The sequence below is a fragment of the Candidatus Yanofskybacteria bacterium genome (assembly GCA_003514055.1).
Taxonomy (GTDB): Bacteria; Patescibacteriota; Minisyncoccia; order 2-02-FULL-40-12; family GWA2-44-9; genus UBA12115.
On the sequence record DOSG01000002.1, the window covers coordinates 82,346 to 102,890 of the forward strand.

Here is a 20,545-nt window from a genome sequence, read left to right on the forward strand (position 1 = left end):
CTTATCGCTGATGGTATGACCGACAAAAATAAAAGTATCATATATGCTACCGTGGGGTTTATGTTTATGGCCGTATTCTTTGTTTTGGGGTACACGCATAATGATCAGGAGATAAAAGATTTTACTAAGACTAATATTGTTAAAGAAAAGATTACTGTCGAGCCCACGCCGAGTCCTGCGAGTAAAAATGGGGCCTCTATTATTTTTGTGGGCGATGTCATGACGTCACGAACAGTGGCTCAGAAAATGAAAAAGAATGGGTATGATTATCCGTTCTCAGCCATGGCGGGATATCTAAAAAGCGCTGACATGGTTTTCGCTAATCTAGAGACGCCCATAACGTCTGGGCCAAGCGTAAGTAGTGGAGATGTCGTTTTCCGTTCTGACCCAGAGGTTGCCGGTGCCTTGGCTCGCGCTAATATCAAAATAGTTTCTTTGGCCAACAATCATTCGATGAATTTTGGTGTTCAGGGCATAGCCGATACTTTCAAATATCTTATATCGGCTGGTGTCGATTTCGTGGGTGCCGGTAATAATGAAGTGGAAGCTTATGGGCCAAAATACATAAATATAAACGGGATCAAGTTCGCGTTCTTGGCTTTTACTGATATCGACGTACTTCCTCCAGGAGCCGCTATAGAAGTGATTCAGCCAGGCGTAGCTATAATGGATTTAGCTAAGGCCAAGAAGGCAATTCAGGTAGCTAAAGGCATTGCCGATGTGATTGTTGTCTCGATGCACTCGGGTACAGAATATACCGACGTGCCCAATCAAAGACAAACAAGTTTCGCTCGAGGCGCTGTGGATGCGGGCGCTGATTTGGTTATTGGGCATCATCCGCATTGGACTCAAACGGTAGAGGAATATAAGGGCAAATACATTTTCTACAGTTTAGGCAATTTTGTATTTGATCAGATGTGGTCACAGAAAACCCGTGAAGGTGAAATTGTAAAAATATATTTTTCAAAGGATGGAGTCGAAAAATACGATTTGACTAGAATCGTTATTGACGATTATTCTAGGCCAAGGATAGTCCAGCCCTAACGGACATTTTCTCATCAAGGGCCCGCTTCTTGGTTCTCGGGGCGCGAGATTAGACATGAGCCGTATGGCTCATTTGTTTTTTTCGAGGAAAAAGGTATAAATAAATTGCGATGCCAGACGATAATATTTCAAAAATAAAAGAGCGGCTAGACGTAGTCGGAGTCCTTTCTGGCTATATCAAAGTTCAGAAGGCGGGTATGAATTTCAAGGCACGTTGCCCGTTTCATAATGAGAAGACGCCATCTTTCTATATATCGCCAGAGAGGCAGATTTGGCATTGTTTTGGTTGTCAAAAAGGCGGCGATATATTTGCTTTCGTAAAAGAGATCGAGGGCGTCGAATTTCCAGATGCTATGCGCATACTGGCTCAGAAAGCTGGCATACAATTACAGCACTACGAGCTAATCGATCAGAAAAAAGACGAGAAAGCCATTCTGTATGATATCGTCGAATTAGCAACTAAGTTTTTCGAGAAACAACTTAGGGCCTCTAGAACGGGCATGCAGGCACTAAAGTATTTGAAAGAAAGAGGCCTCGAAGAGGGCACCATAGATGAATTTAGATTGGGCTTTGCGGCTAACGATTGGGAGGCCTTGTCATCTTTTTTAAGAGAGAGGGGATATAAGGAGCAAGATATCGTGGCCGCGGGTATGGCCATCAAGAGAGAAAATAAGAGTGGCGCTTATGACCGATTTCGTTCTCGAATTATATTCCCCATATTTGATCTAAACGGGAGGGTGGTCGGCTTCACGGGCAGAGTGTTTCAAGCAGAAAGACCGTTAGAGACTAAGGGCGAAGAGCCAGCTAAATATATTAACACGCCCCAGACTTCCATTTATGACAAAAGTATGGTATTGTACGGCTTAAGTAAGGCGAAACAGAGTATACGCCAATCAGACAAATGTCTGCTGGTCGAGGGCAATATGGATGCCCTCATGTCGTACCAGGCCGGCGTTACTAATGTAGTCGCCACATCCGGCACAGCGCTGACACCAAATCATTTAAAAATCCTACAGCGCTATACAAGTAATTTGGATTTCTCATTCGATACCGATCAGGCCGGAGCGATAGCAACAAGAAGGGGCATAGGCCTCGCCTTAGCCCAAAATTTCAGTGTAAAAGTAGTTTCAATAGAAGATCCTTTATGCAAGGATCCGGCTGACTTTGTCCAGAAGCATGGTTCCAAATGGGCCGAGTTAGTTTCTGCATCAAAGCCGGTCATACAGTTCTATTTCGACAATTTGAGATCGCAGATAAACCCGTCATCGGTTGACGGGAAGAAAGCCGTTATTGCGGCGCTGGCACCTTTTATAAGAAGAATTGTCAGCAAAGTTGAGAAGGACCATTGGATTAGTCACTTGGCATCCTTTTTAAAAACTAAGGAAGAGGCACTTGAGGCTGATGTCTTAGCGGCTAAAGATGATTTAGGTGTTTATGAAGGGGGTTCGAATGTCTCGGCTGGGCCAGTCCCAACGGTGGCTGCCGTGGGGTGGGCACCTGATAATGAATTGGCTGTGGATATACTTAGCGAGGCGCTGTTATCCATCATCATAAAGAATCCATCGATTTTTAAAGATGAGCTGGTCAAGATCAATCTGGACTTAATTGATCCTCGCGTATCTGGTGTTGTGACGGTGCTATCTAAGCTAGATCTAGAGAACTTTAATTTCGCCGAGGTCGTTAAGGGTTTTGACGGTGCGGCGGCGATGAAGCTAGAGTTTGCCTTCCTGAGGTCACAAGAACTCTGGAAAGATTTTCAAGACGAAGATCTAAGGATAGAATTCAAGTCTGTTTTGCAAAAAATAGTTCACCGTTCGATTGTCGCTCGTCTAGTCAATCTCGAATACGAGATGAAAGAAGCCGAGATGACGGGTGATAAAGATAAGATTAGTGAATTGATATCGAAGTTCACAAATCTAACCAAGGAATTGGTTGAGATAAATAACATATAAAATGGCCAAAAAAACAAAAAAGACGACTGCGAAGAAAGCGATCAAGCCCAAGAATAAAGTTAAAGCTCCAAAAACCAAGAAGAAGGTAGCTAAGAAGTCTAAAGCTCCTGGTAAGATAATTTTAAGCGAAAGCAGCGTTCTTGCTTTGATCGAAAAAGGACGCCACAGAGGCTTTGTAACTCAGGCCGAAGTCTTAAATTCTTTTCCCAATATTGAGAAGGATATTAAGGGCCTAGAGGCCTTGTATGACAAACTCGATGCGGCAAATGTTAATGTTATTGAATCTGGCAGGGTTTTTCATGAAGAATCAGTCAAAGAGTACGATGCTAAGAAAAAAATCGAAACTGAGTTTGGCGATTCTTCGTCAGATTCGGTGCAGATGTATTTGAAAGAGATCGGGCAATATCCACTTTTAACTAGCGAGGAAGAAATTGAATTGGCTAAAAGAATTGAGAAGGACGACGAAGCGGCTCGTCAGAAGCTGGCTCTTTCGAACTTAAGATTGGTGGTCTCGATCGCCAAGAAGTACGTGGGGCGCTCGGCTAATTTGACTCTGCTTGATTTGATTCAAGAGGGGAATATTGGGTTATTTAAGGCCGTAGAAAAGTTTGATTACAAAAAGGGATATAAATTCTCAACCTATGCTACTTGGTGGATTAGGCAAGCTATTACTCGTGCCTTAGCTGACCAAGGCAGAACTATCCGCATTCCGGTGCACATGGTTGAGACTATAAATAAATACCAACAGGTAGTACGACGCTTAGTGCAGGATCTTGGTCGTGAGCCTATGCCGGAAGAGACTGCTTCAGAGATGGGCATTGCCGTGGATAAGGTTAGGCACATCATGAAGATCTCACAGGAAACGATTTCTCTCGAAGCGCCGGTGGGCGATGATGATGATCAGGATTCAAGTCTAGAGAGTTTTATTCCAGACGAAGATACGATTTCGCCATCGATGTCCGCCGCTAGAAAAATATTAAAATCATATATTAACGAAATCATCGCCGACTTAACTCCAAGAGAGCAGAAAATACTAGATATGAGATTTGGATTGACCGATGGCGTGACTCACACTCTCGAAGAGGTTGGTAAGGTGTTTGCCGTTACTCGCGAGCGTATTAGACAAATTGAAGCCAAGGCTTTGGATAAAATTCGACAACATCACAAGTTGGGCAAGTTAAAGGGCTACGAATAGCCGAGACAACTCGTCTCAAATCAAATGGCGGCCTTTGGCCGCCATTTGATTTGAGACCCTTGAATGCACGGAGTTCTTCTGTTAAAATATCTAAGTTCTTATAGAACAATACATTCCGCGATAGCTCAATGGTAGAGCGGCTCCCTGTGGAGACTATTCCTTCGAAATAGCGCTATAATGTTATTAATGAAGGATAAAAGAACCTATGCCGATCGTCGCGAGGAATTGATAAAAGCGGTCGCCAAAAGGCGACGCAAAGTCAAAAGTCTAGCGATAGAATATAAGGGTGGCAAATGCCAAGTTTGTGGATATTGTAAGTATCAAGGAGCTCTTGATATGCACCACATATCTGATAAGCAATTTGGCATCGGAGATAAAGGATATACGAGATCTTGGGAAAAGATTAAACAAGAACTTGATAAATGTATCCTTGTCTGCGCAAATTGTCATCGTGAGATAGAAGGCGGCATAACGCAGCTTTCCGATCGAAAGACGGATTGAAACTTTTCGGGATAACGGTGAAGCCCTAGTCCGCCGACTGGTGGATGGGTAATACCGTGGGAACCTCGTAAATTTTACGAGGGCGCCGTAGAGACTAGATACCGAAACGCCTAAATCGTAAGGTAAGATAGGGCGAAGATATAGTCCACCCCGTGTCGTAAGACATGGATTACGTGTAAGGAGAAGGTTCCAGGTTCGAGTCCTGGTCGCGGAGCAGAGGGTTCAAACCAGCGCCCGAAAGGGCGTTTTGGTTTGGATTAGAGCCACTTTTTGGCGGTTCTAAAGTTTGTTTTTGTAGTTTTGCCTGTTCTGCCCTTTCTTTTATCCTTAATATCGGTTTTTTATAGAATTTGCCCAATATCTCGCCGTTTAAAGTAAGGTTCGAGAATATAAGCGACATGAACTCTCTTTTTGCCGGTATGTCGTCTTTTAGTGATTCGTATATTTCTTTTGATTTTCTGGCCAATTCCATAAAAGAACTACCGAGTAAGAGGAAATGAGTATTGTTTTGTTTTAATTTTGATTTTTCATCGATAACCCTTTGTTGATCCTGGTCCCACGTTTGGATATTACGGTTGTATTGGTCTTCAGATATCTTGCCGTCTAGCTTGTCTATATAGCAACGATCCTTGCGTTGCTGAAGAATCTGGAATTGTCGATCCAGATTCTCGGTTGCATTTTCAAAGTAATTAACTTCTTCCCGATGATTGCTTTTTAGTACTTCCTGGACCAGGGCAATTTCGTCCGGATCAAGCCCTTGGTGGAACCAGTCGAATATCTCCTTGGCCTGGGCCTCTATCCGGTCCTCACGTGCGAATTTTAGGCCCCTACAACCCTTATAGCCGTTACATCGGTAATAGGTTCGCCCTTTATGTATCTCACCACATACGGTGCCACCACAGGCCTTACAGTAAACCAACTGCTTAAAGAGGTGGAAGTGCTTCCTGTGTTTAGGCGTTGTTTTGGAATGCATGAGGGACTGCACCTGGTCAAATAACTCTTTCGATATCAATGCCGGGTGCTTGGCCGGATAGATAACACCTTTCCAAACCATCGAACCGTAGTAAAAGGGATCAGACAAAAGTTCTGCAATCCGGCTTTTAAGTATCTTTCGGCCGGACTCATTTCTTAAACCTTCTCGATATAACAGCTCAACAAGTGATTTTAGTGAATGCTGACCGGAAGCATACAATTCAAACATACGACGAGCATACGGCGATTTATTCTCATCAACTATGTGGATCTTCCTGCCCTTTTCTCCGATGGTCTTATAGCCGATAGGGGGCCTAGTGGGAAGCCAGCCCTCTTTCAGTTTTTGTGCCTGGCCCTTTTTAACCTCCTCGGACAGGTTGTTTGAGTAAAACCTAGCAATAGCAATTTTCATATCCCATACCAGATTCTCGTGGGCCTTGGTATTCTTATTTGCTATGAAGTTCTCTTTTACGAAGTGTACTTTTCGGTTTTCATTCTCAAAAACCCAATCGCCCGCTATAATTGCTTCTTTTTGATTTCGAGTCATCCGATCGATTTTCTCGCATAAGATGTTGCCAGTATTATGGTCAACAGCATAATCAATCATCTGCTTAAATATCTTTCGTGTCTGTTTTCCGCTTGCTGATTCTGGTACAGAGAACTCCTTAACGATCTTAAGGTTTTTGGAAGCAGCATAAGTCCTGAGCAACTCCGATTGCGCGGCTAGGGAATACCCTTCTTCTGCCTGTTCTTTAGTGGATACCCGGCAATATAGAATTGCACAGTCGACTCTTATTCTTTGTATTTTTTGGTTTTCGGAAGCCATTTCATTAAATTAGGGGTTGATTACATTAACGCTTAAGTTTGGAATCAATTCAAGTCTGTCATAATGGCTAATTTAGGTGGGATAAGCCTGGAGCAACTTTCCTAATATCCTTTATTTAAGCCATTTTTATAATGGTTTGATTCTCGACTTTTCCCAGCGGGTGATTTTCCGAAAAGTCTGATTTATGGCTAAAAAGTTCTGACCGGCTTTCCAAATATCCTTTATTTAAGCCATTATTCTAGTAATTAATTTTAGACTTTTTATCTAAGACATTTTTATAACTTTTTCTTACTATTCTTATTTGTGTAAGCATAACCTTACGGGGCTATGCGATTATGTTTATAGGGGCTGTGAATTTTTATTTACACGTCTATCAACTACGCCGGTCTTATCCACAAATACCAGTGGTCTATATACGCAGACTGATCCATTTGTTGCTCTCTGGCTTTCTAGAAACCCCTTCTTAACGATTTTCTTTATGTTATTCAAGATGGTAATCCTGCTATTTTTTGAATTTAGGCCGATATCTTTTGCGATAGTATTGTGACTTACTCTGCACTGCCCCTTATTAAAAGTTCTCATAAGTATAGTTGCGTAGACTCTCATCTCTGAGTTTGTGAGTCCGCTACCCTTTATGATTTGATTAGGGACCATTGTAAACCCAAGCTCCTCCCATTTTTTAAGGCCTAACCTTGATATTAGTTTTTGCAGAGCTATAGTTCGTCCTATTTGTTGCATGGTTTATTTGTTGCCTCTTTTTTTGCTTGATTCTTAATAAGCCAACTAAAAAGCTGACATAGTGTTCTAAGATGTTCTTCCGCTTCAAGATCGGATTCAAAATCCTTCCCATATATTTTGCGGTATAGCTCTCGCATCTTTTTAATTTGTTCTTTAGATATAATCAAAGCCGCCGGCTCATGGGGATAAACCGGCGGCTTTGGTCCCCATGAAAATAAATAACCTGATGGTTATACCACCAGGTTATTCTGTCTTAACGACGATGACTAAGTATTAAGTGAGGTACACTTACTTTCGCCTTTTTTTCTCGATGGAGATGATTTTTCCGATACTGCCTGCATCTATTGAGCGCGTCAGCTTTTCGGGGAACATTTCGCAGACTAGGTTTGCGAGTTTTTTTCTCGACATGTGACGATTCCTATAGATGAAGTCGGTCATCTCGCGACTCCCTTCTCTTCTAGTCCTGACCTGGAGTAGCCTGCTTTCTTCCCCAGATCTTTCTCCAGCGATGCGTTTCCAATTCTTGCTTATAAAGTCGATCAGATCCCGCTTGGTTGCATCTTTGTGAACCCCGATTGCGATAGGATACTCATCGCCGCGATTAACCACTTCTTTTAGTAAGGCCATGGGGCTGTTCCCGTTATCTGGGTCAAACCCACCGTCGTAAGTTGATAGATCTTCAGCTAGGTTAAAAATCTCAATAACCCCATAATCAAAATCTGGTTTTAGGTGGACAAATCTCTCTATGTCATTATAGAAAATATATACCTTAGACAGGAACACAACGGCCCAATGTTTTATTGGAAACCCTGAGATCAGGTTCTCTATATCTCGGTTCAACTCTCTGTATAAGTCCCCGGACCCAAAATTAATCGGGAATGTTTGCTGGTTTATCTCTGGTAGTTCTTTATCTGAAATTGAAATCCCACTTGGAAGAATCCCATATTTTACCCTAAGCTCTCTAGCGGTTTTTTGGAACGAGTCAGTTCTTAAGAAATCTCTAAAGGTATTAATAACCTTTTTGTTTGATTTATTTTTCCCCATGATTATCACAACCGTAGCGATTTTTAGTCAATTTTTCAAGTAGAGCAAGACCTTTTAATCATTGAGTGTTTGTGGTAAATTTAGCGTAACAATTCAGCCTAAACCAATCGGGGCAACCTGATTAGCATGGCATCAAATACCGACGAAGATACTGAACCCATCGTTCAGGCTCCTTCGTCGGTCCATACCCGAAAGGGTGTGGGAGAGTGAAAGCTCTCGGCCTAGCGGTGGGTTTAGTGTTATACAAAACCCTGAGTCCCCATTAGCCGAGGCAAAATATACCATGGGGACGAATCTCAAACGAATCACGGTGAGCCTATTGCTAGTTGTTGGTGTGGTTGTACTTATCTCGGCATTGTCCTCTGGTGAACCAGGGAAGGATGTGGAAACAGTTGCCGCGTTTGATGTCCCAATGCTTGTTGGCAAGGACCTCTCCGGACTTGTAGCCGAATTGGGCATACCAGATAATAACAGCGAGCCGAATATGCTCCAAATAGAAAATGGGACAAAAACATGGGAAAAAAGCTGGGAACGGGGCGACTATTTTCTTATGGCAACTTACGATGTAAAAACTAGAAACGTTATAGACTTGTTTATAGGTGCTGAAACCGACGCCGGGTTTGTTCAGTTCCGGGATACAAAAAATATCTTGAAGGTAGGTGGACTATCCTCGAGTGCTACTGGTTACTCGGTCGAATTTGTAAAAGCAAGAAATACTCCGGGTTATACAGGTGCTGTTATTAAGGAGAGGTAAATAATGGGAGGATATCCCGACAAGGTTCAATACGATCTTGTCCAGTATCCATGTTGATTTTATTGTCTATTTCTGCGAGGATGTCTTCATCTAAATAATTTCAGCAATATGACGAGAAAAATTAATAAAATTGAGCTTCCAAAACCAATAGACAAGAAAGAGATTACCTTGGATTCTTTAGTGTTAGACGACGACAATCCTCGCTTTGGGAGTACCCTGAACGGCAAAAGTCAGGAAGAAATCATAGAGAAACTTGCCAAAGAGAAAAATCTATATGAGTTAATAGAATCATTCAGACAGAATGGTTACTACGAAGCAGAACCCCTGCTAGTTATCGGAGATAAAAAAAGTCCTGGTAAGTATATCGTCATTGAGGGCAATCGACGCGTAGCAGCTTTAAAAATACTTTTTGACTCAAACCTTTTAAAAAAATTCGGCTTTTCTAGTCCAAACAATTTAAAACTTGAGGATTCTCTTGTGGAAAATCTCACCAAACACATTCCTGTGCAGGTTTATGGTAGTCGAAAAGATCTATGGAGCTACTTGGGCTTCAGGCATATTAAGGGGCCAATGCCGTGGGATCCTTATAGTAAGGCGCTTTATATTGTTAGTTTACATAAAGCTGGTACGTCAATAGACGAGATTGTTGAGCGCATAGGAGATCAAAATGCTCTAGTCGTGAAGATGTTTAATGGCATAAAGGTACTACAACAGGCAGAGCGCAAAAACCTTATTGAACCGGAAAATATAGCAAAGTTCGCCTTTTCCCATTTGTATACCATTCTTGGATACACAAATACGCAAAAGTTTCTTGGTCTTAAAATAAAAAGTGGGACTCTCTTAAAAGACAACCCCATACATGAAAAATATATTAAAAATCTGAAGTTACTCATTGAATTTATTTATGGTGATAAGGAGGGTAAATTCAAGTCGGTTATTCGGTCACAGAATCCTGATATCCGCCAATTAGACGCAGTCTTAAGCGACCCGAAATTAATAGCTGACCTAAAGGTAAACGTGAATCAGGTCGGATCTTTGAGTAATGTCTTTGCTGCTACCGGAGAGGCAGAGCAGATAGTCCCAGACTTAATAGCTGATGCTTTGGCAAAACTTAAAAAAGCAGCTGCCAACTTTCATACATATAAAAAAGTTGACTCTTCCACAAGATCAATGATCGATGAAATAGCTGAGCTTGCCATAGATTTAACAAACAGACTCGATGCCAAGAAAAAAGGTAAAAAAAGCTAGATCTTCTGCTCCTACTTTACGCCAGCTGATATCATTACCAAACCAAGCAGACGAGTTATCAGAGTTAGCAGATTGGGTAGAAGTTTCAGCATGGATTCAATCTGACTATCAAGTTAGTCGGGAAGAGGTACTGTCTGTTTTTTCGTTTGCATCGGATAGTAATGATGCAGAAGAAAAAGTTTCAAAGTTGTGGGACGAATTAAAAACCCGTGCTGTAATTCTCCAAGATCATTATCCCTTTGCGTTATCTCCCGGGGAAGAGATTTTTCAATTTAAAAATAACGACCGCTACAAGGCTTATCTTTTTTGTTTACTTCTTTCGTTTGTTGGACTTACAAAAATAAACTCCAGAACATTTCCCGCTGCAAGTATTTTTGAAGAGTTATGCTCTTCTGTCGCTCAGAAATATATTTCAAGTGAGTCAGTTCCTGCGAAAAGCTTACATTTTGGTTGGCCGCGTAATAGCTGGCCCAGAAGACAAAGATCACTATTAAAGGCCCTGCCAGAGCTTATAAGGACCCTCGGAGATGGAGAAAATCTAATTGATGGTGTCAGAAGTGGACGAAGTGCTCATACAGGAGATGCGGGTCTAGATATTGCTGCTTGGCGTCCATTCGTAGATGAGAGAAGGGGCATGTTGGTATTTTTAGGGCAGTGTGCAACTTCTAGGGACCATAATAGTTACATGAAGAAATTAGGAGACCTCGATTCATTCCTACTAGAGTGTGTTAACTTTAATTTTCCAAACACCCTAGGGTTGTTTATACCCCATATCCTGAGCGACAACGATCAATCCCACAAGGAGTACTGGGAGAGAATAAAGAGAAGGAAGAATATCCCATTTGATAGAATTAGAATTGCTCTTTATGGCGAGTCTTGGTCAAACTCTAAACTAGATACTTTTTTAAGTAGTCAACGTAAAAAATTGAAACAGGAGCACTCTCTTACTTAAGAACCTTGATCGTAAAGTCGTACTCTCCAGAGTCATCGTATTTTTTGCCGAACATTCTAGCCTGCCGCACTTTTTTAAAAGGAGAGTAGCTTTCTTTTATTAAACTAAGTTTTTGATTGCTCCTTTTTATGCTTTTCTGGATAATTTTTCGCAAAGGGTAATTATCTTTTGTGGATTGACCTATTCTACATACTATAATCCCATCTTTACTCATTATTTTAATAAGTGACTTCCATGTGTCAGAAAGAAAATCTATATATTTTTCTTGAGATGCAATTCTGTCATCTTTGGTTATCTTGCCTCGTGATGGAAATGGCTCGAATCCTAAGAACCATAGCCTTAGCCACTGGTCTTCCTCGTAAGATGTTATTTTTAAATATGGCGGAGACATTACTACTAGCGCGGCTTTCTTACTGGTGATCTTCTTTATGTTTCTATCAATATCTCTAACATCTCCTAAGATACAATGCCCACGAGATTTAAATTTATGCTGTTTAGAGTTTGATAGTCTGAAATTTGTCCTGTCTCGTAAAACAGAGAAGGTGTCTATATGAGGAGCCTTCATTTTATTTTTGTGCCAGAATCTAACTGAGTAGCCTGGCTTCGGGCAATACGTATGGGGCAGGTTATTGCTTAAGTAAACCTTTTTTGTTTTTTGTGTTTCCCCGTGCAAGTAGCTAAGACATAATGTTTTAATAAAAAGACCCTCCTTTGTTTGCTCTTTTTTAAGTCGGTTCCTTAACCATAAAATCTGAAGTAGGGTTTTGCTATAGTATGCATGGCGGAAAAAAAGCGGCAACCTGGAAGCTTCTTCTCTGATAGAATTCTTATCGGCCGACTCAAACTCCTTCTCTAGTTTTTCGATGTATTTTAAGCAGGTAGCCAGTTTAATGGGCCTTGTTTTTGCTTGAGTAATCGCAAACGCCACAGGGTTTATATCATTGGCTATCGCCGCTCTTCCCAGTATTCTTGCTTCCAACAAGGTGGTTCCTCTACCTGAAAAGGGGTCTATAACTAAATCTCCTGGCTTTGAATGTTTTAAGATGGCGTCTCTAGCAAATTCTGGAGGGAACATGGCAAAATAAGGGCATAGTGCATGCATTGCATCATTGTAAGTTATTGAGGATATAATTTTCATTCCTGCTTTAAATTTAGCAAATTTATGAGACCTTGGCCAGAGTGGGTTAACAACAGGTGAAATTAAAGAAATCTATTCAATTTTTTTTGTAGTAAATCCAGGTCTCCGAATTCTTCGACCCAATCAATCTGTCTGAAATCGTCCTTCAGTGCGAGCTAGTAGCGCTGTTATAATGAGAGCCAGCATTATCTGACTTTTTAGTTATAACAAGTATGGACGGTAGAGCTAACTTCTGATAACCTTATCGCATTCCATCAGAAGGTTGAGACCTATGCGACTAATTATCGGCACCACAAATGAGGCCAAGGTTAAGCAAATTAAAGGAGCCTTGCTGCCACTGAAATTTCAAGTTGATGGCGTCAAAGATAAGAGTGTTCTTCCTGAAGTAATAGAGGATGGTGCGACTGCTCAAGATAACGCCAGGAAGAAAGCCGTCGCATATGCCAAGGTATTGGGCGCAACAGTTTTATCAATGGATAACGCCCTATTTATTGATGGTCTGAACGAGAAAGAGCAGCCTGGCATTAATGTCCGGAGAATAAATAGTCGAGATGACCGTTCGGATGACCAAGAATTATTGAACCACTATAGTTCCTTAATCAGAAGGCTCGGAGAAAAAGTCGGGGGGCATTGGGAGTTTGCGATATGCGTAGCGACTCCAAGCGGCGAGACTCGTGAGACAACGATCATATCGCCAAGATTGTTTGTTGCTCAGTCGAGTTCGAAGATAGTACCAGGCTATCCGCTTGAGTCGATTCAAATTGAACCAGAGAGTGGAAAGTATATCTCCGAAATGAGCCAAGACGAACAGGACGTGTTTTGGCAGAAAGCAATCGGGAAAGAACTATGCAACTTTGTCGGATCATTGTAATCCCAGGCCCATTCGCCGACTAACGTCGGCTTTTTTATTCCAAACAGATTCTGACATCAATGCATCAACGGAGCTAGCAGCGCTGCTATACGAAAGTTGACAAATGCCACGAGGGTGGTATTTTAGACTTAGTTTGCTCACAAAGGATAGGCAATGGCCAAACTGTCCATTAACGATATAAGACGGCGGATTAAACAAGCATCAGAGACCGGGCAAGCCTCGTGCGACATCGGGATTGAAGGGGCATTTCTAGTTCTCTTTGCTGGGATGTCCTTGAATGAAAGAAAACATATATCGAAACGAAAAAGTGAGGGGCGAAGAAGGCCAAACTCAAGCTCAAAGAAAAGAGCTCGCTGACCGAGAACGGTCATTTTTTAATCCAAACAGATCCTGGCATTCTTTACTCAGCGGAGCACCTATAAAAAGCCAGATAATACTGGCTTTTTGGTTGGACCTAATGTGGACGTTAGAACTAATCTATCCTTTTCAAGACAAGGTCGCTGAACATACCCGGTATATTTTCGATTACCCACCCTGGCATATATTTTTCAAACATAATTTTAAAATACTCCGAGCGTTCTTTCGCCTTACCTTTCCTGCGTAATTTATCGGGTAAAAAATCCTTATCAAATAGTGAATAATATAATTCGAACACTTCGTGAGGCAAATGTCCGCTTTTTATTTCATCTCGAGTCAATTTATTGTTGGGATTTGCCAGAATCTCTTCTATGCACCTCCCTACGTCGCTCCCATAATAAGCAGTATCTGCCGGTGATATGCCGATTGCTTTAATTGATTTCAAGGAAGCCGCGGCTTCAATAAAAGAAGAGATGGCATTCCGAAGTATCGTCTGATCTTCTGGGCTTAGCCTTATCCGGGCGTATGCATATTCTCTAGTTTTAAATAGGAAGCTGTAACTATTGCCATAGCCTTCGGAAAGTCGGAATATATACTTTAGCCCGCCAATCGTCTTTTGTAAGGTATAGCGATTGTATGGTTGCTCCTCGCGTCGGAATGCGAAGGGGTAGGTCGTTGAATGATAAATCTTTCCTTCTTCTAACTCTGGAAGGTTTTCTAACTCCAATTCTCGTTCGCTTTCGACGACTATGGGGGAGTTCGGCTTATGCTCTATAATCTTTTTGGCTTCGTTACTATTCCATTCTTGGCTCATGATAATAATTCTACTATTAAATTTATTAAATGGTAGGGACGGCTAGATTAAATATTCAGATATTCTCTCAAGTCGGGGATATGCAAAAAATTCTCTTTTTTGATCACAGTTCTAACGTCATTCACAATGCGGAGCATTTTTCAGAGAGTGGCTTAAAACACCACTTTTTGATATTGCAAATATTAGGATTTTGTGCTATAATATAGACAATGTTGCACCATCTAATCTGGATGCGTGCAGGCAGACCGTAAACCAACGATCCAGCACAGCTGGACGGATGGAAGGAGAGCGGCTATGGCAACTATGGTGTTGCTCGACAACAATGGCGAGAAAGTACGGACTCTCGGGTCGATCATCAATCCGAACCCGGATCTGGTCATCCCGCAGGGGTGGATGCTCAGTTGGGAAAATCAGTTCATGGAGGTCACTGCGACCGATCGTCTGAAAAATGCCGTGCTTACGCACGGGAAGGCCCGCGTCCTGGTCAATGTCGTGATGCAGACGCTCGTGGTCAGAATCGAGAGCCCGAATGTGAGGGATCTCGTGGAGGCAATCGACCTCATGGTTCAGTACGTCGGGGGCGAGGTCGCTACGTTCAGCCCCTCCGCCGCCAACAATTCGTTCGTCGGCGGCATCAAGAACGACCTCGTCTTTCTTCGAAACATGGCGGTACGGGCCATTCGCTCGCTACGGCAGCGAACTGGCTTCAAGATCGCGCGCTAAGCGCTCACACCTCGCATCGAGACAGGGGATCCCAATCCTCGTCTGGTGCGGGGTCCTTTGTTTTTATACGTATCCAAGACTAATTAAATCTCCCCGAATTCTTACTCAATCCAGCGTTCTGAATGCGTTCCGTAGGCAGAGCAAAGCTTGACAATAGCACTAGATGGTGCTATTGTTATTTTAACCTTAAAACTAGGAGAGTGTCATGCGAATAGTTGCCGATGCGTCAAAACGTACATTGAAATTAACTGCCGAAACTGATATTGACGAGGATGAATTGATAAGAGCGAACTACGTAGTGGTAAGTTCCAAAAAGTGGTACCAATTTTGGAAAAAATCACCAACCGTTAAATTGACAATGGCTGGAGATAAGAATAAATATCTTCAGGCAATAGAAATCTCTTTCTAGGTGACCCACAGTGTGGGTCTTTCTTTTGCCTCAAAACAGTCTCTAACATCAAAGCGTTCGGGGAGTTAACTTGATTATATCACGGAAACGTGGTATAATTATTCTAGTTCTCAAAAACCCAAGAAAGGAGTCAGTATAATGAGTCTGAAACTGCGTCGGAGAGATAGACTATGGGTCATAACCCAAGGCCTGCCGCACGCTGTCGTGGCGGAAGTCCTCCTCGATCCTTGGGATCAGGTGGGCGAAGTCGTTCTGTATGCAGATTCCTCCGAGCAAGTTCAGCTCGAGGTTCTGCGTCTTGCGGCCTCACATGTTCGACAGTACGTTCGACATCGGACGGCTTCGGCTTTCGGTGGCCTCATGGTTGCCGAACATCGTAATCACAACCTGACGCGAGATGATTCCGACCGTTTCATGGATTTCTCGACGATCCCGTCGGAGATTCAGGAGATGAATCGGGAGACGCTCACAAGAGGACTTCGCGAACTCCACATCAGTGTCTTTGCTGCCGTCCATCGGCGAGCCGAAGATGCAATCAGCGCCGCCATCGAACAAGTTGGCGTCGCTGGTCTCAAGTACGAAGTGATTCCCCAAAGGATGATCTTCGATACCGAGTTGATGGTTCGTTTCACCGTCGAAGAGCCGAACAGCTTCACCTTCTGGCACAGTCAGTCCAGGCCTGGTGGCGGGTTCGATCTCTACATCGTCCCGGCTTATCATCCCGTGATGAACGGGAAAGAGTCAGTTGGAATGGTCAACGGCGCTACAGATGCTTACATTCGCGGCAACGCGGTGAGAAGCATCTACTGCCCGGAGGACGCACAAGCAACAGATCCCAGTAAGAACTTCGGTACGAGCTGGAATCACGTGAAGCATCCGTTCTACGCGACAGGTCGTTCGATGGCGGTGAAGTTGATCACCACGAAGGTTCGTTCAGCCGAAAGCATGGAGGAGCTCACTCAGCTTCTGCGTGCTGCTCTCGGTCTGGACAACAAGTACGTGGACATCAGCGGCGGTTTCAATGCTCCGCTAAAGTGCGGGTACAATCGCATCGTTGAACTCGGCATCAGATCGCCCTATCCGCAAGCCGAGTACAGGCGCGGCGGTAACATCACTCGCGGTTCCGAACAACATTGCGTATGGTCTTATCGAGTCCTCAAGGAAGAGGGGCAACTCGAGAAGGCCTACATTCCTTCCTGGTTTATCAAAGAAGGCTGGCTGAAGATCTACGAAGGCGCTGAAGAACGCCACGGTCTCTACTGATGAGCAAGCTCAGAAATCACCTGCCCGCGAGAGCCCGCACATTACGTGCCCGCCTCGCGGGCTCTCTCTTTTTATACAAACGCATATTTTATTAAATCATTGTGAATACTAACCCAATCCAGCGTTCTGAATGCGTTCCGTAGGCAGAGCTGACAGCATTATTGCAAGTATATTGACAAATACCACGCGAGTGGTATTCTAGGTCAAGTTGATCGTTCTCTGAGGTAAGAGGCGATGAATAAAAAACCACGTTCACCATATCGCAAGAAGCCTTTGCCTTGTCCTTTTGGATGTCCTGGGTGTTTAGGGAGATTTTTGGGCAAAAAATGTGAATGTTCGAATACGCTGTCAACGTGTCAGCGTGCTCGCAAAGGCGAGTGCAATGAGTGCCATGCCTGTCGTTCATGTCGAGATGCATGATCAAACCGCCATATTGGCGGTTTTTATTTTCTAGATAGATCCTGATTTTATCCAGCGGAGTAGCACTTGATTATATCGTGTAAATGTGGTATAATTACTATACGGGGTGGCAAAATGAATAAGGATACCGGGTGGATGATTGCTTCCGGGGTGGTAGGCTTCTTGTTCTTCTTGATCGCAAATTTCACAAACTTCTTTGCTGGCGCTAGTGTTCTGGCCGGCTGTCTCCAGCTTTGTGTTAATGCTTTTGTGTTCGTTGTCTGGGCCAGAGCATTCATGCGAAGCCATGGTTTTAAGAAGTTTGTGGCTTTCTTCGGAGTGATCGTCCCCGTCGGTATGGCGGGCGTTACTCTTTGGAGAATTCTAATCCCTGCAATCACAGCATCATTTGTTTGATGCTCGCTGACCGAGAACGGTCTTTTTTTGTTGCAAAATAGGTTCTGATATTGATGCGTCAGCGAAGTTGGCGGCATTGCTACGTGAAAGCCAGACAAAGCTGGCTTTTTGGTTGAATCTGGTATAGATGCCGGGGCTATGCTACGATTGGATCATGAATATCATGCGGATATTATTGTATACTCTGGTTGCACTATTATTATGCTTGGTGGTCGTCTGGCTTGCTGTTGGAATTTGGAATGTCGATAAAGTTTACGGAAAGAAGATGTTTGGCTACCAAGAAGACAAAATTTGTATTGAATGTTTCAATGGTACTCGTACGGGTACTTGTCCACAACTGATGGATGATAAGCTCACATATCCACGCGCCGCTGAATCAACAGAAATGATGGATTCGGCGCCTAATGATAGTTCGGATTATTCCGATAGCCATGTTATTAGAAATGGGTTTTGCACTCAATTTCACTCTACATTAACTACCGAAGGGCAGGATTATATTAAAAGATTCCAGACGATGCCAATACCGGAGAAGAGTTATGCTGAGTCGCTTGGGGTAGCTTGGCGATATGTGGGAGATTTTTTTGTTGCTATTATCTGTCGCACCATTGGATGTAAAATGTAGTTTATTATTTAATCCAAGTAGACTCTGGCCTCATTCACCAGACCGATCAAACTAAAACACCGTATCTTATGCGGTGTTTTAGTTTGATCGGTCACTTATTCGTCGTAGAGTAGGCCACGTATGGCATACTCTTAACTCGGGAATATAGATGTTTATCTCAGCTCTTTGATCATCCGTAGCTTCAAGCTTACGGCCGTTCCAATTGCAGTCAGGCTGAACAGAGAAATAACGGCATACCCTACGAATGGAATGAACCAGAGGATAATATATGCGGCCACGCCAATTAACATAGTCTTCCAGCTAACGTCGAAATTCGTTTTCTTAGTAAGCCATTTATATAGAAGTGAACCTATGAATATCGGAGTTAAGGCACAGCTAAGGATACTAAGAGCAACAATACTTATGATGCCTAAAATTCCAAGCGGAATTCCAACGACCGTAACCAGAAGTAGAATAGATATTACGGGTAAGATAATAACAGTGACGAACCCCTTTCCAAGTGCGGCCCAGGGAGACTTGAAGGCAGTCTCAACTGCTTCAACGCTGTAGCGTCTGAACATGATACCCATTAAGAATACTAGGACAATCATCATCAAGGCCTTCATGATCAACCAGAATGATATGAAAGCTTTGATAGGTCGACTTTCGTTACGCATCGCTTTCGATTCATAAGAAACTGTGCCAAGAATTTTTGCCTCGCTATCTCTAGACATTTCATTGGGTGAACGATAGGTAAGATTGCCGCTAATAACAGCTTTCGGTCCCAATTTCAATTGAGTGGCATCGACAATAATATCTCCAGTCACGGTGGAATTTATATATACCAATGCTCCTGCTATCCGAGCCTTACCTCGAACAGAAGCCTCGACATTAATTGAATTGCCGCCAAGTAAGAGGTCGCCACCCACTTGGCCACCGGAAACCGTAATCTGATTGCCGCCTATCATGGCATCGCCGCCAACGTTGCCCTGAATAAAAACAGTATTGCCGATAATCTTAACGTCGTCGTCGACATTGGCAGTAATGACAACATTGTTGCCAGCTGAAAAGAGATCTTGGCTGACCTGGTTACTTATGAGGACGGATTGACCTGCCGCAAAGAGATCTCCGATTATTGTACCAGTGACGGATACGCTACTGCCGGCGATATACAGATCATCGCTGACTATCTCTGACGAGCCGACGGTTGGGTTGCTTCCGCTCGTAAATGTCGCACCAAGAGCTACCGCTGGCAACAAAAGTGCCATGGCAACAAAGAGTATAATTTTTTGTTTGTTCATATCTATACTATAGCAAGTATCAGCAAATTTTCCAAAAATTCTCTAGCCGACTAGCGTCGGTTTTTTATTCCCAACAGATTTTGGCCTCATTTGCTCAGCGTGATGCACTTGATTGACAGAACGCGATTTCGGTGGTATTATTAATATATCCTGAAATCTGGAGGTTGTGCCATGCCCGACATTCGTAAGTGTGCAGTCTGTCGCGTTGAGTTTGACTTCGACGAGTCCGGGCTAGAGGGTCCAAACGACGTCGTGGTCTGCGGCGCGGTCTGTGCCAAAAAGTCTGCCGCCAGTCGTGGAAGCGAATATGTGATCCACGACGGCGAGGGGGCGGTAGTTGAGACGAACATCACTCCTGGCATCAAGACTCACCGCTGGTAATCTTATCTCGAACGCCACATCAAGGAACAGGAGGAGTGCAAATGAAAGTCACGGTTCTCGAGAAACCGACCGGAGGAACGTGGTCACGATCTGAGGTTGAGGCTATCATGGGGACAATGACCGAAGTCGAACAGCTACCGAGGCTGCCGAATCGTATCGTGCTCATGAACAAGCCGCTCCGTGGTTCGATCTCGTGCGCTCTGGGCCACACCAACTACGTCGCGCGAGAAGTGGACTACCACGATCGCTGGGCCTAGCTATCGGCCCGCCTACTTGGCGACGGAAACCCGTCGACTCAAGTCGGCGGGCTTCTTTTTTTATCCATATCCAGCTGAGTCTTTTTGGGTGTTTGCCGAGGTTGTCGATCTGAATATGTTCTGTGAGCGAAGCAAGGCATGCGGATGGTTTACGAATATCGTTTTAATTGATATGCTAAAGTTATGCAAAAAATAGCTACAAAAGTATTCGTCGGGGCGTCTGTCGCTTTCGGTATTATCGGACTGTCGATGGTTGTGACAACATCTCCTGAAAGCAACGGCCCGAATGTTGTTCTGTTGAAACTTCTCTTCACTAGCGTCATTGTCATTTTAACCTCGTTCGCTCTAAGTGTAGCCAGTAAGTATCTCAACAATAAGTCCTAATCTC

Annotated in this window: 21 protein-coding genes; 15 read left to right on the top strand and 6 right to left on the bottom strand. The window is 43.4% G+C overall.

The genetic code is table 11. The features are described 5' to 3' along the window. The first annotated feature begins 15 nt into the window (after nucleotides 1–15). From DEG18_01005 to DEG18_01020, 4 genes are all read left to right on the top strand, one after another. On the top strand, nucleotides 16–1,044 hold the full coding sequence (locus DEG18_01005) for a capsule biosynthesis protein (GenBank protein HBX58174.1): 1,029 nt from the start codon (nucleotides 16–18) through the stop codon (nucleotides 1,042–1,044). Nucleotides 1,045–1,154: 110 nt separating this feature from the next. Next, nucleotides 1,155–2,996 (top strand): DNA primase, encoded by a 1,842-nt coding sequence (locus DEG18_01010; GenBank protein HBX58175.1) that lies wholly within the window; start codon nucleotides 1,155–1,157, stop codon nucleotides 2,994–2,996. Between the two features lies 1 nt (nucleotide 2,997). Continuing rightward, nucleotides 2,998–4,191, top strand: a complete 1,194-nt coding sequence (locus DEG18_01015; GenBank protein HBX58176.1) for an RNA polymerase sigma factor RpoD — start codon at nucleotides 2,998–3,000, stop codon at nucleotides 4,189–4,191. A 186-nt stretch (nucleotides 4,192–4,377) separates the two neighbouring features. Next, nucleotides 4,378–4,692 carry a hypothetical protein gene (locus DEG18_01020; protein ID HBX58177.1) on the top strand — a complete coding sequence of 105 codons (315 nt, stop codon included), beginning with the start codon at nucleotides 4,378–4,380 and terminating at the stop codon, nucleotides 4,690–4,692. A 169-nt stretch (nucleotides 4,693–4,861) separates the two neighbouring features. On the opposite strand, the gene DEG18_01025 is transcribed toward DEG18_01020, so the two are convergent. The 3 genes from DEG18_01025 to DEG18_01035 form a co-directional block, all read right to left on the bottom strand. Then, the gene (locus DEG18_01025) at nucleotides 4,862–6,490 is read right to left on the bottom strand and encodes a hypothetical protein (protein HBX58178.1); all 1,629 of its coding nucleotides are present in this window, start codon (nucleotides 6,488–6,490) and stop codon (nucleotides 4,862–4,864) included. A 339-nt stretch (nucleotides 6,491–6,829) separates the two neighbouring features. Beyond that, on the bottom strand, nucleotides 6,830–7,228 hold the full coding sequence (locus DEG18_01030) for a hypothetical protein (GenBank protein HBX58179.1): 399 nt from the start codon (nucleotides 7,226–7,228) through the stop codon (nucleotides 6,830–6,832). Between the two features lie 288 nt (nucleotides 7,229–7,516). Then, on the bottom strand, nucleotides 7,517–8,272 hold the full coding sequence (locus DEG18_01035; GenBank protein ID HBX58180.1) for a hypothetical protein: 756 nt from the start codon (nucleotides 8,270–8,272) through the stop codon (nucleotides 7,517–7,519). Nucleotides 8,273–8,555: 283 nt separating this feature from the next. Between DEG18_01035 and DEG18_01040 the strand changes: the two genes are divergently transcribed. From DEG18_01040 to DEG18_01050, 3 genes are all read left to right on the top strand, one after another. Then, nucleotides 8,556–9,026: a hypothetical protein gene (locus tag DEG18_01040; protein HBX58181.1), complete on the top strand. Its 471-nt coding sequence runs from the start codon at nucleotides 8,556–8,558 to the stop codon at nucleotides 9,024–9,026. Nucleotides 9,027–9,134: 108 nt separating this feature from the next. Next, nucleotides 9,135–10,274 (top strand): hypothetical protein, encoded by a 1,140-nt coding sequence (locus tag DEG18_01045; protein HBX58182.1) that lies wholly within the window; start codon nucleotides 9,135–9,137, stop codon nucleotides 10,272–10,274. After that, entirely contained in the window at nucleotides 10,246–11,226 is a 981-nt protein-coding gene (locus tag DEG18_01050; protein HBX58183.1) for a hypothetical protein, read from the top strand. The genes DEG18_01045 and DEG18_01050 overlap by 29 nt, the downstream gene beginning before the upstream one ends. On the opposite strand, the gene DEG18_01055 is transcribed toward DEG18_01050, so the two are convergent. Next, nucleotides 11,219–12,364 carry a hypothetical protein gene (locus DEG18_01055; protein ID HBX58184.1) on the bottom strand — a complete coding sequence of 382 codons (1,146 nt, stop codon included), beginning with the start codon at nucleotides 12,362–12,364 and terminating at the stop codon, nucleotides 11,219–11,221. The two genes, DEG18_01050 and DEG18_01055, sit on opposite strands and share 8 nt — an antisense overlap. A 271-nt stretch (nucleotides 12,365–12,635) precedes the next feature. Here DEG18_01055 and DEG18_01060 point away from each other — a divergent pair, with 271 nt between their 5' ends. Beyond that, the gene (locus DEG18_01060; GenBank protein HBX58185.1) at nucleotides 12,636–13,235 is read left to right on the top strand and encodes a hypothetical protein; all 600 of its coding nucleotides are present in this window, start codon (nucleotides 12,636–12,638) and stop codon (nucleotides 13,233–13,235) included. 472 nt (nucleotides 13,236–13,707) lie between these two features. Here the strand turns inward: DEG18_01060 and DEG18_01065 are convergent, their stop codons facing one another. After that, nucleotides 13,708–14,406 carry a hypothetical protein gene (locus DEG18_01065; GenBank protein ID HBX58186.1) on the bottom strand — a complete coding sequence of 233 codons (699 nt, stop codon included), beginning with the start codon at nucleotides 14,404–14,406 and terminating at the stop codon, nucleotides 13,708–13,710. 234 nt (nucleotides 14,407–14,640) lie between these two features. Between DEG18_01065 and DEG18_01070 the strand changes: the two genes are divergently transcribed. The 5 genes from DEG18_01070 (at nucleotide 14,641) to DEG18_01090 (ending at nucleotide 18,239) form a co-directional block, all read left to right on the top strand. Then, the gene (locus DEG18_01070) at nucleotides 14,641–15,129 is read left to right on the top strand and encodes a hypothetical protein (GenBank protein ID HBX58187.1); all 489 of its coding nucleotides are present in this window, start codon (nucleotides 14,641–14,643) and stop codon (nucleotides 15,127–15,129) included. 205 nt (nucleotides 15,130–15,334) lie between these two features. Further along, the gene (locus DEG18_01075; GenBank protein ID HBX58188.1) at nucleotides 15,335–15,538 is read left to right on the top strand and encodes a hypothetical protein; all 204 of its coding nucleotides are present in this window, start codon (nucleotides 15,335–15,337) and stop codon (nucleotides 15,536–15,538) included. 138 nt (nucleotides 15,539–15,676) lie between these two features. Continuing rightward, nucleotides 15,677–16,801, top strand: a complete 1,125-nt coding sequence (locus tag DEG18_01080; protein ID HBX58189.1) for a hypothetical protein — start codon at nucleotides 15,677–15,679, stop codon at nucleotides 16,799–16,801. 534 nt (nucleotides 16,802–17,335) lie between these two features. Then, nucleotides 17,336–17,617, top strand: a complete 282-nt coding sequence (locus DEG18_01085) for a hypothetical protein (GenBank protein ID HBX58190.1) — start codon at nucleotides 17,336–17,338, stop codon at nucleotides 17,615–17,617. Nucleotides 17,618–17,744: 127 nt separating this feature from the next. Then, entirely contained in the window at nucleotides 17,745–18,239 is a 495-nt protein-coding gene (locus DEG18_01090) for a hypothetical protein (protein ID HBX58191.1), read from the top strand. 152 nt (nucleotides 18,240–18,391) lie between these two features. Here the strand turns inward: DEG18_01090 and DEG18_01095 are convergent, their stop codons facing one another. Next, a complete protein-coding gene (locus DEG18_01095) occupies nucleotides 18,392–19,519 on the bottom strand; it encodes a hypothetical protein (GenBank protein ID HBX58192.1) in 1,128 nt (375 codons plus the stop codon). Between the two features lie 171 nt (nucleotides 19,520–19,690). Here DEG18_01095 and DEG18_01100 point away from each other — a divergent pair, with 171 nt between their 5' ends. Further along, entirely contained in the window at nucleotides 19,691–19,900 is a 210-nt protein-coding gene (locus DEG18_01100; protein HBX58193.1) for a hypothetical protein, read from the top strand. Between the two features lie 440 nt (nucleotides 19,901–20,340). Continuing rightward, nucleotides 20,341–20,541 carry a hypothetical protein gene (locus DEG18_01105; GenBank protein ID HBX58194.1) on the top strand — a complete coding sequence of 67 codons (201 nt, stop codon included), beginning with the start codon at nucleotides 20,341–20,343 and terminating at the stop codon, nucleotides 20,539–20,541. Nucleotides 20,542–20,545 lie beyond the last annotated feature (4 nt).

What these genes read in the sequence shown, in the direction of transcription:
- DEG18_01080 (HBX58189.1), top strand. Translation starts at nt 15,677, where the DNA reads ATGAGTCTGAAACTGCGTCGGAGAGATAGACTATGGGTCATAACCCAA.
- DEG18_01095 (HBX58192.1), bottom strand. Translation starts at nt 19,519, where the DNA reads ATGAACAAACAAAAAATTATACTCTTTGTTGCCATGGCACTTTTGTTG.
- DEG18_01060 (HBX58185.1), top strand. Translation starts at nt 12,636, where the DNA reads ATGCGACTAATTATCGGCACCACAAATGAGGCCAAGGTTAAGCAAATT.
- DEG18_01050 (HBX58183.1), top strand. Translation starts at nt 10,246, where the DNA reads ATGCCAAGAAAAAAGGTAAAAAAAGCTAGATCTTCTGCTCCTACTTTA.
- DEG18_01090 (HBX58191.1), top strand. Translation starts at nt 17,745, where the DNA reads ATGCCGGGGCTATGCTACGATTGGATCATGAATATCATGCGGATATTA.
- DEG18_01065 (HBX58186.1), bottom strand. Translation starts at nt 14,406, where the DNA reads ATGAGCCAAGAATGGAATAGTAACGAAGCCAAAAAGATTATAGAGCAT.
- DEG18_01075 (HBX58188.1), top strand. Translation starts at nt 15,335, where the DNA reads ATGCGAATAGTTGCCGATGCGTCAAAACGTACATTGAAATTAACTGCC.
- DEG18_01030 (HBX58179.1), bottom strand. Translation starts at nt 7,228, where the DNA reads ATGCAACAAATAGGACGAACTATAGCTCTGCAAAAACTAATATCAAGG.
- DEG18_01025 (HBX58178.1), bottom strand. Translation starts at nt 6,490, where the DNA reads ATGGCTTCCGAAAACCAAAAAATACAAAGAATAAGAGTCGACTGTGCA.
- DEG18_01035 (HBX58180.1), bottom strand. Translation starts at nt 8,272, where the DNA reads ATGGGGAAAAATAAATCAAACAAAAAGGTTATTAATACCTTTAGAGAT.
- DEG18_01020 (HBX58177.1), top strand. Translation starts at nt 4,378, where the DNA reads ATGAAGGATAAAAGAACCTATGCCGATCGTCGCGAGGAATTGATAAAA.
- DEG18_01005 (HBX58174.1), top strand. Translation starts at nt 16, where the DNA reads ATGACCGACAAAAATAAAAGTATCATATATGCTACCGTGGGGTTTATG.
- DEG18_01015 (HBX58176.1), top strand. Translation starts at nt 2,998, where the DNA reads ATGGCCAAAAAAACAAAAAAGACGACTGCGAAGAAAGCGATCAAGCCC.
- DEG18_01100 (HBX58193.1), top strand. Translation starts at nt 19,691, where the DNA reads ATGCCCGACATTCGTAAGTGTGCAGTCTGTCGCGTTGAGTTTGACTTC.
- DEG18_01085 (HBX58190.1), top strand. Translation starts at nt 17,336, where the DNA reads ATGAATAAGGATACCGGGTGGATGATTGCTTCCGGGGTGGTAGGCTTC.
- DEG18_01105 (HBX58194.1), top strand. Translation starts at nt 20,341, where the DNA reads ATGCAAAAAATAGCTACAAAAGTATTCGTCGGGGCGTCTGTCGCTTTC.
- DEG18_01010 (HBX58175.1), top strand. Translation starts at nt 1,155, where the DNA reads ATGCCAGACGATAATATTTCAAAAATAAAAGAGCGGCTAGACGTAGTC.
- DEG18_01055 (HBX58184.1), bottom strand. Translation starts at nt 12,364, where the DNA reads ATGAAAATTATATCCTCAATAACTTACAATGATGCAATGCATGCACTA.
- DEG18_01045 (HBX58182.1), top strand. Translation starts at nt 9,135, where the DNA reads ATGACGAGAAAAATTAATAAAATTGAGCTTCCAAAACCAATAGACAAG.
- DEG18_01040 (HBX58181.1), top strand. Translation starts at nt 8,556, where the DNA reads ATGGGGACGAATCTCAAACGAATCACGGTGAGCCTATTGCTAGTTGTT.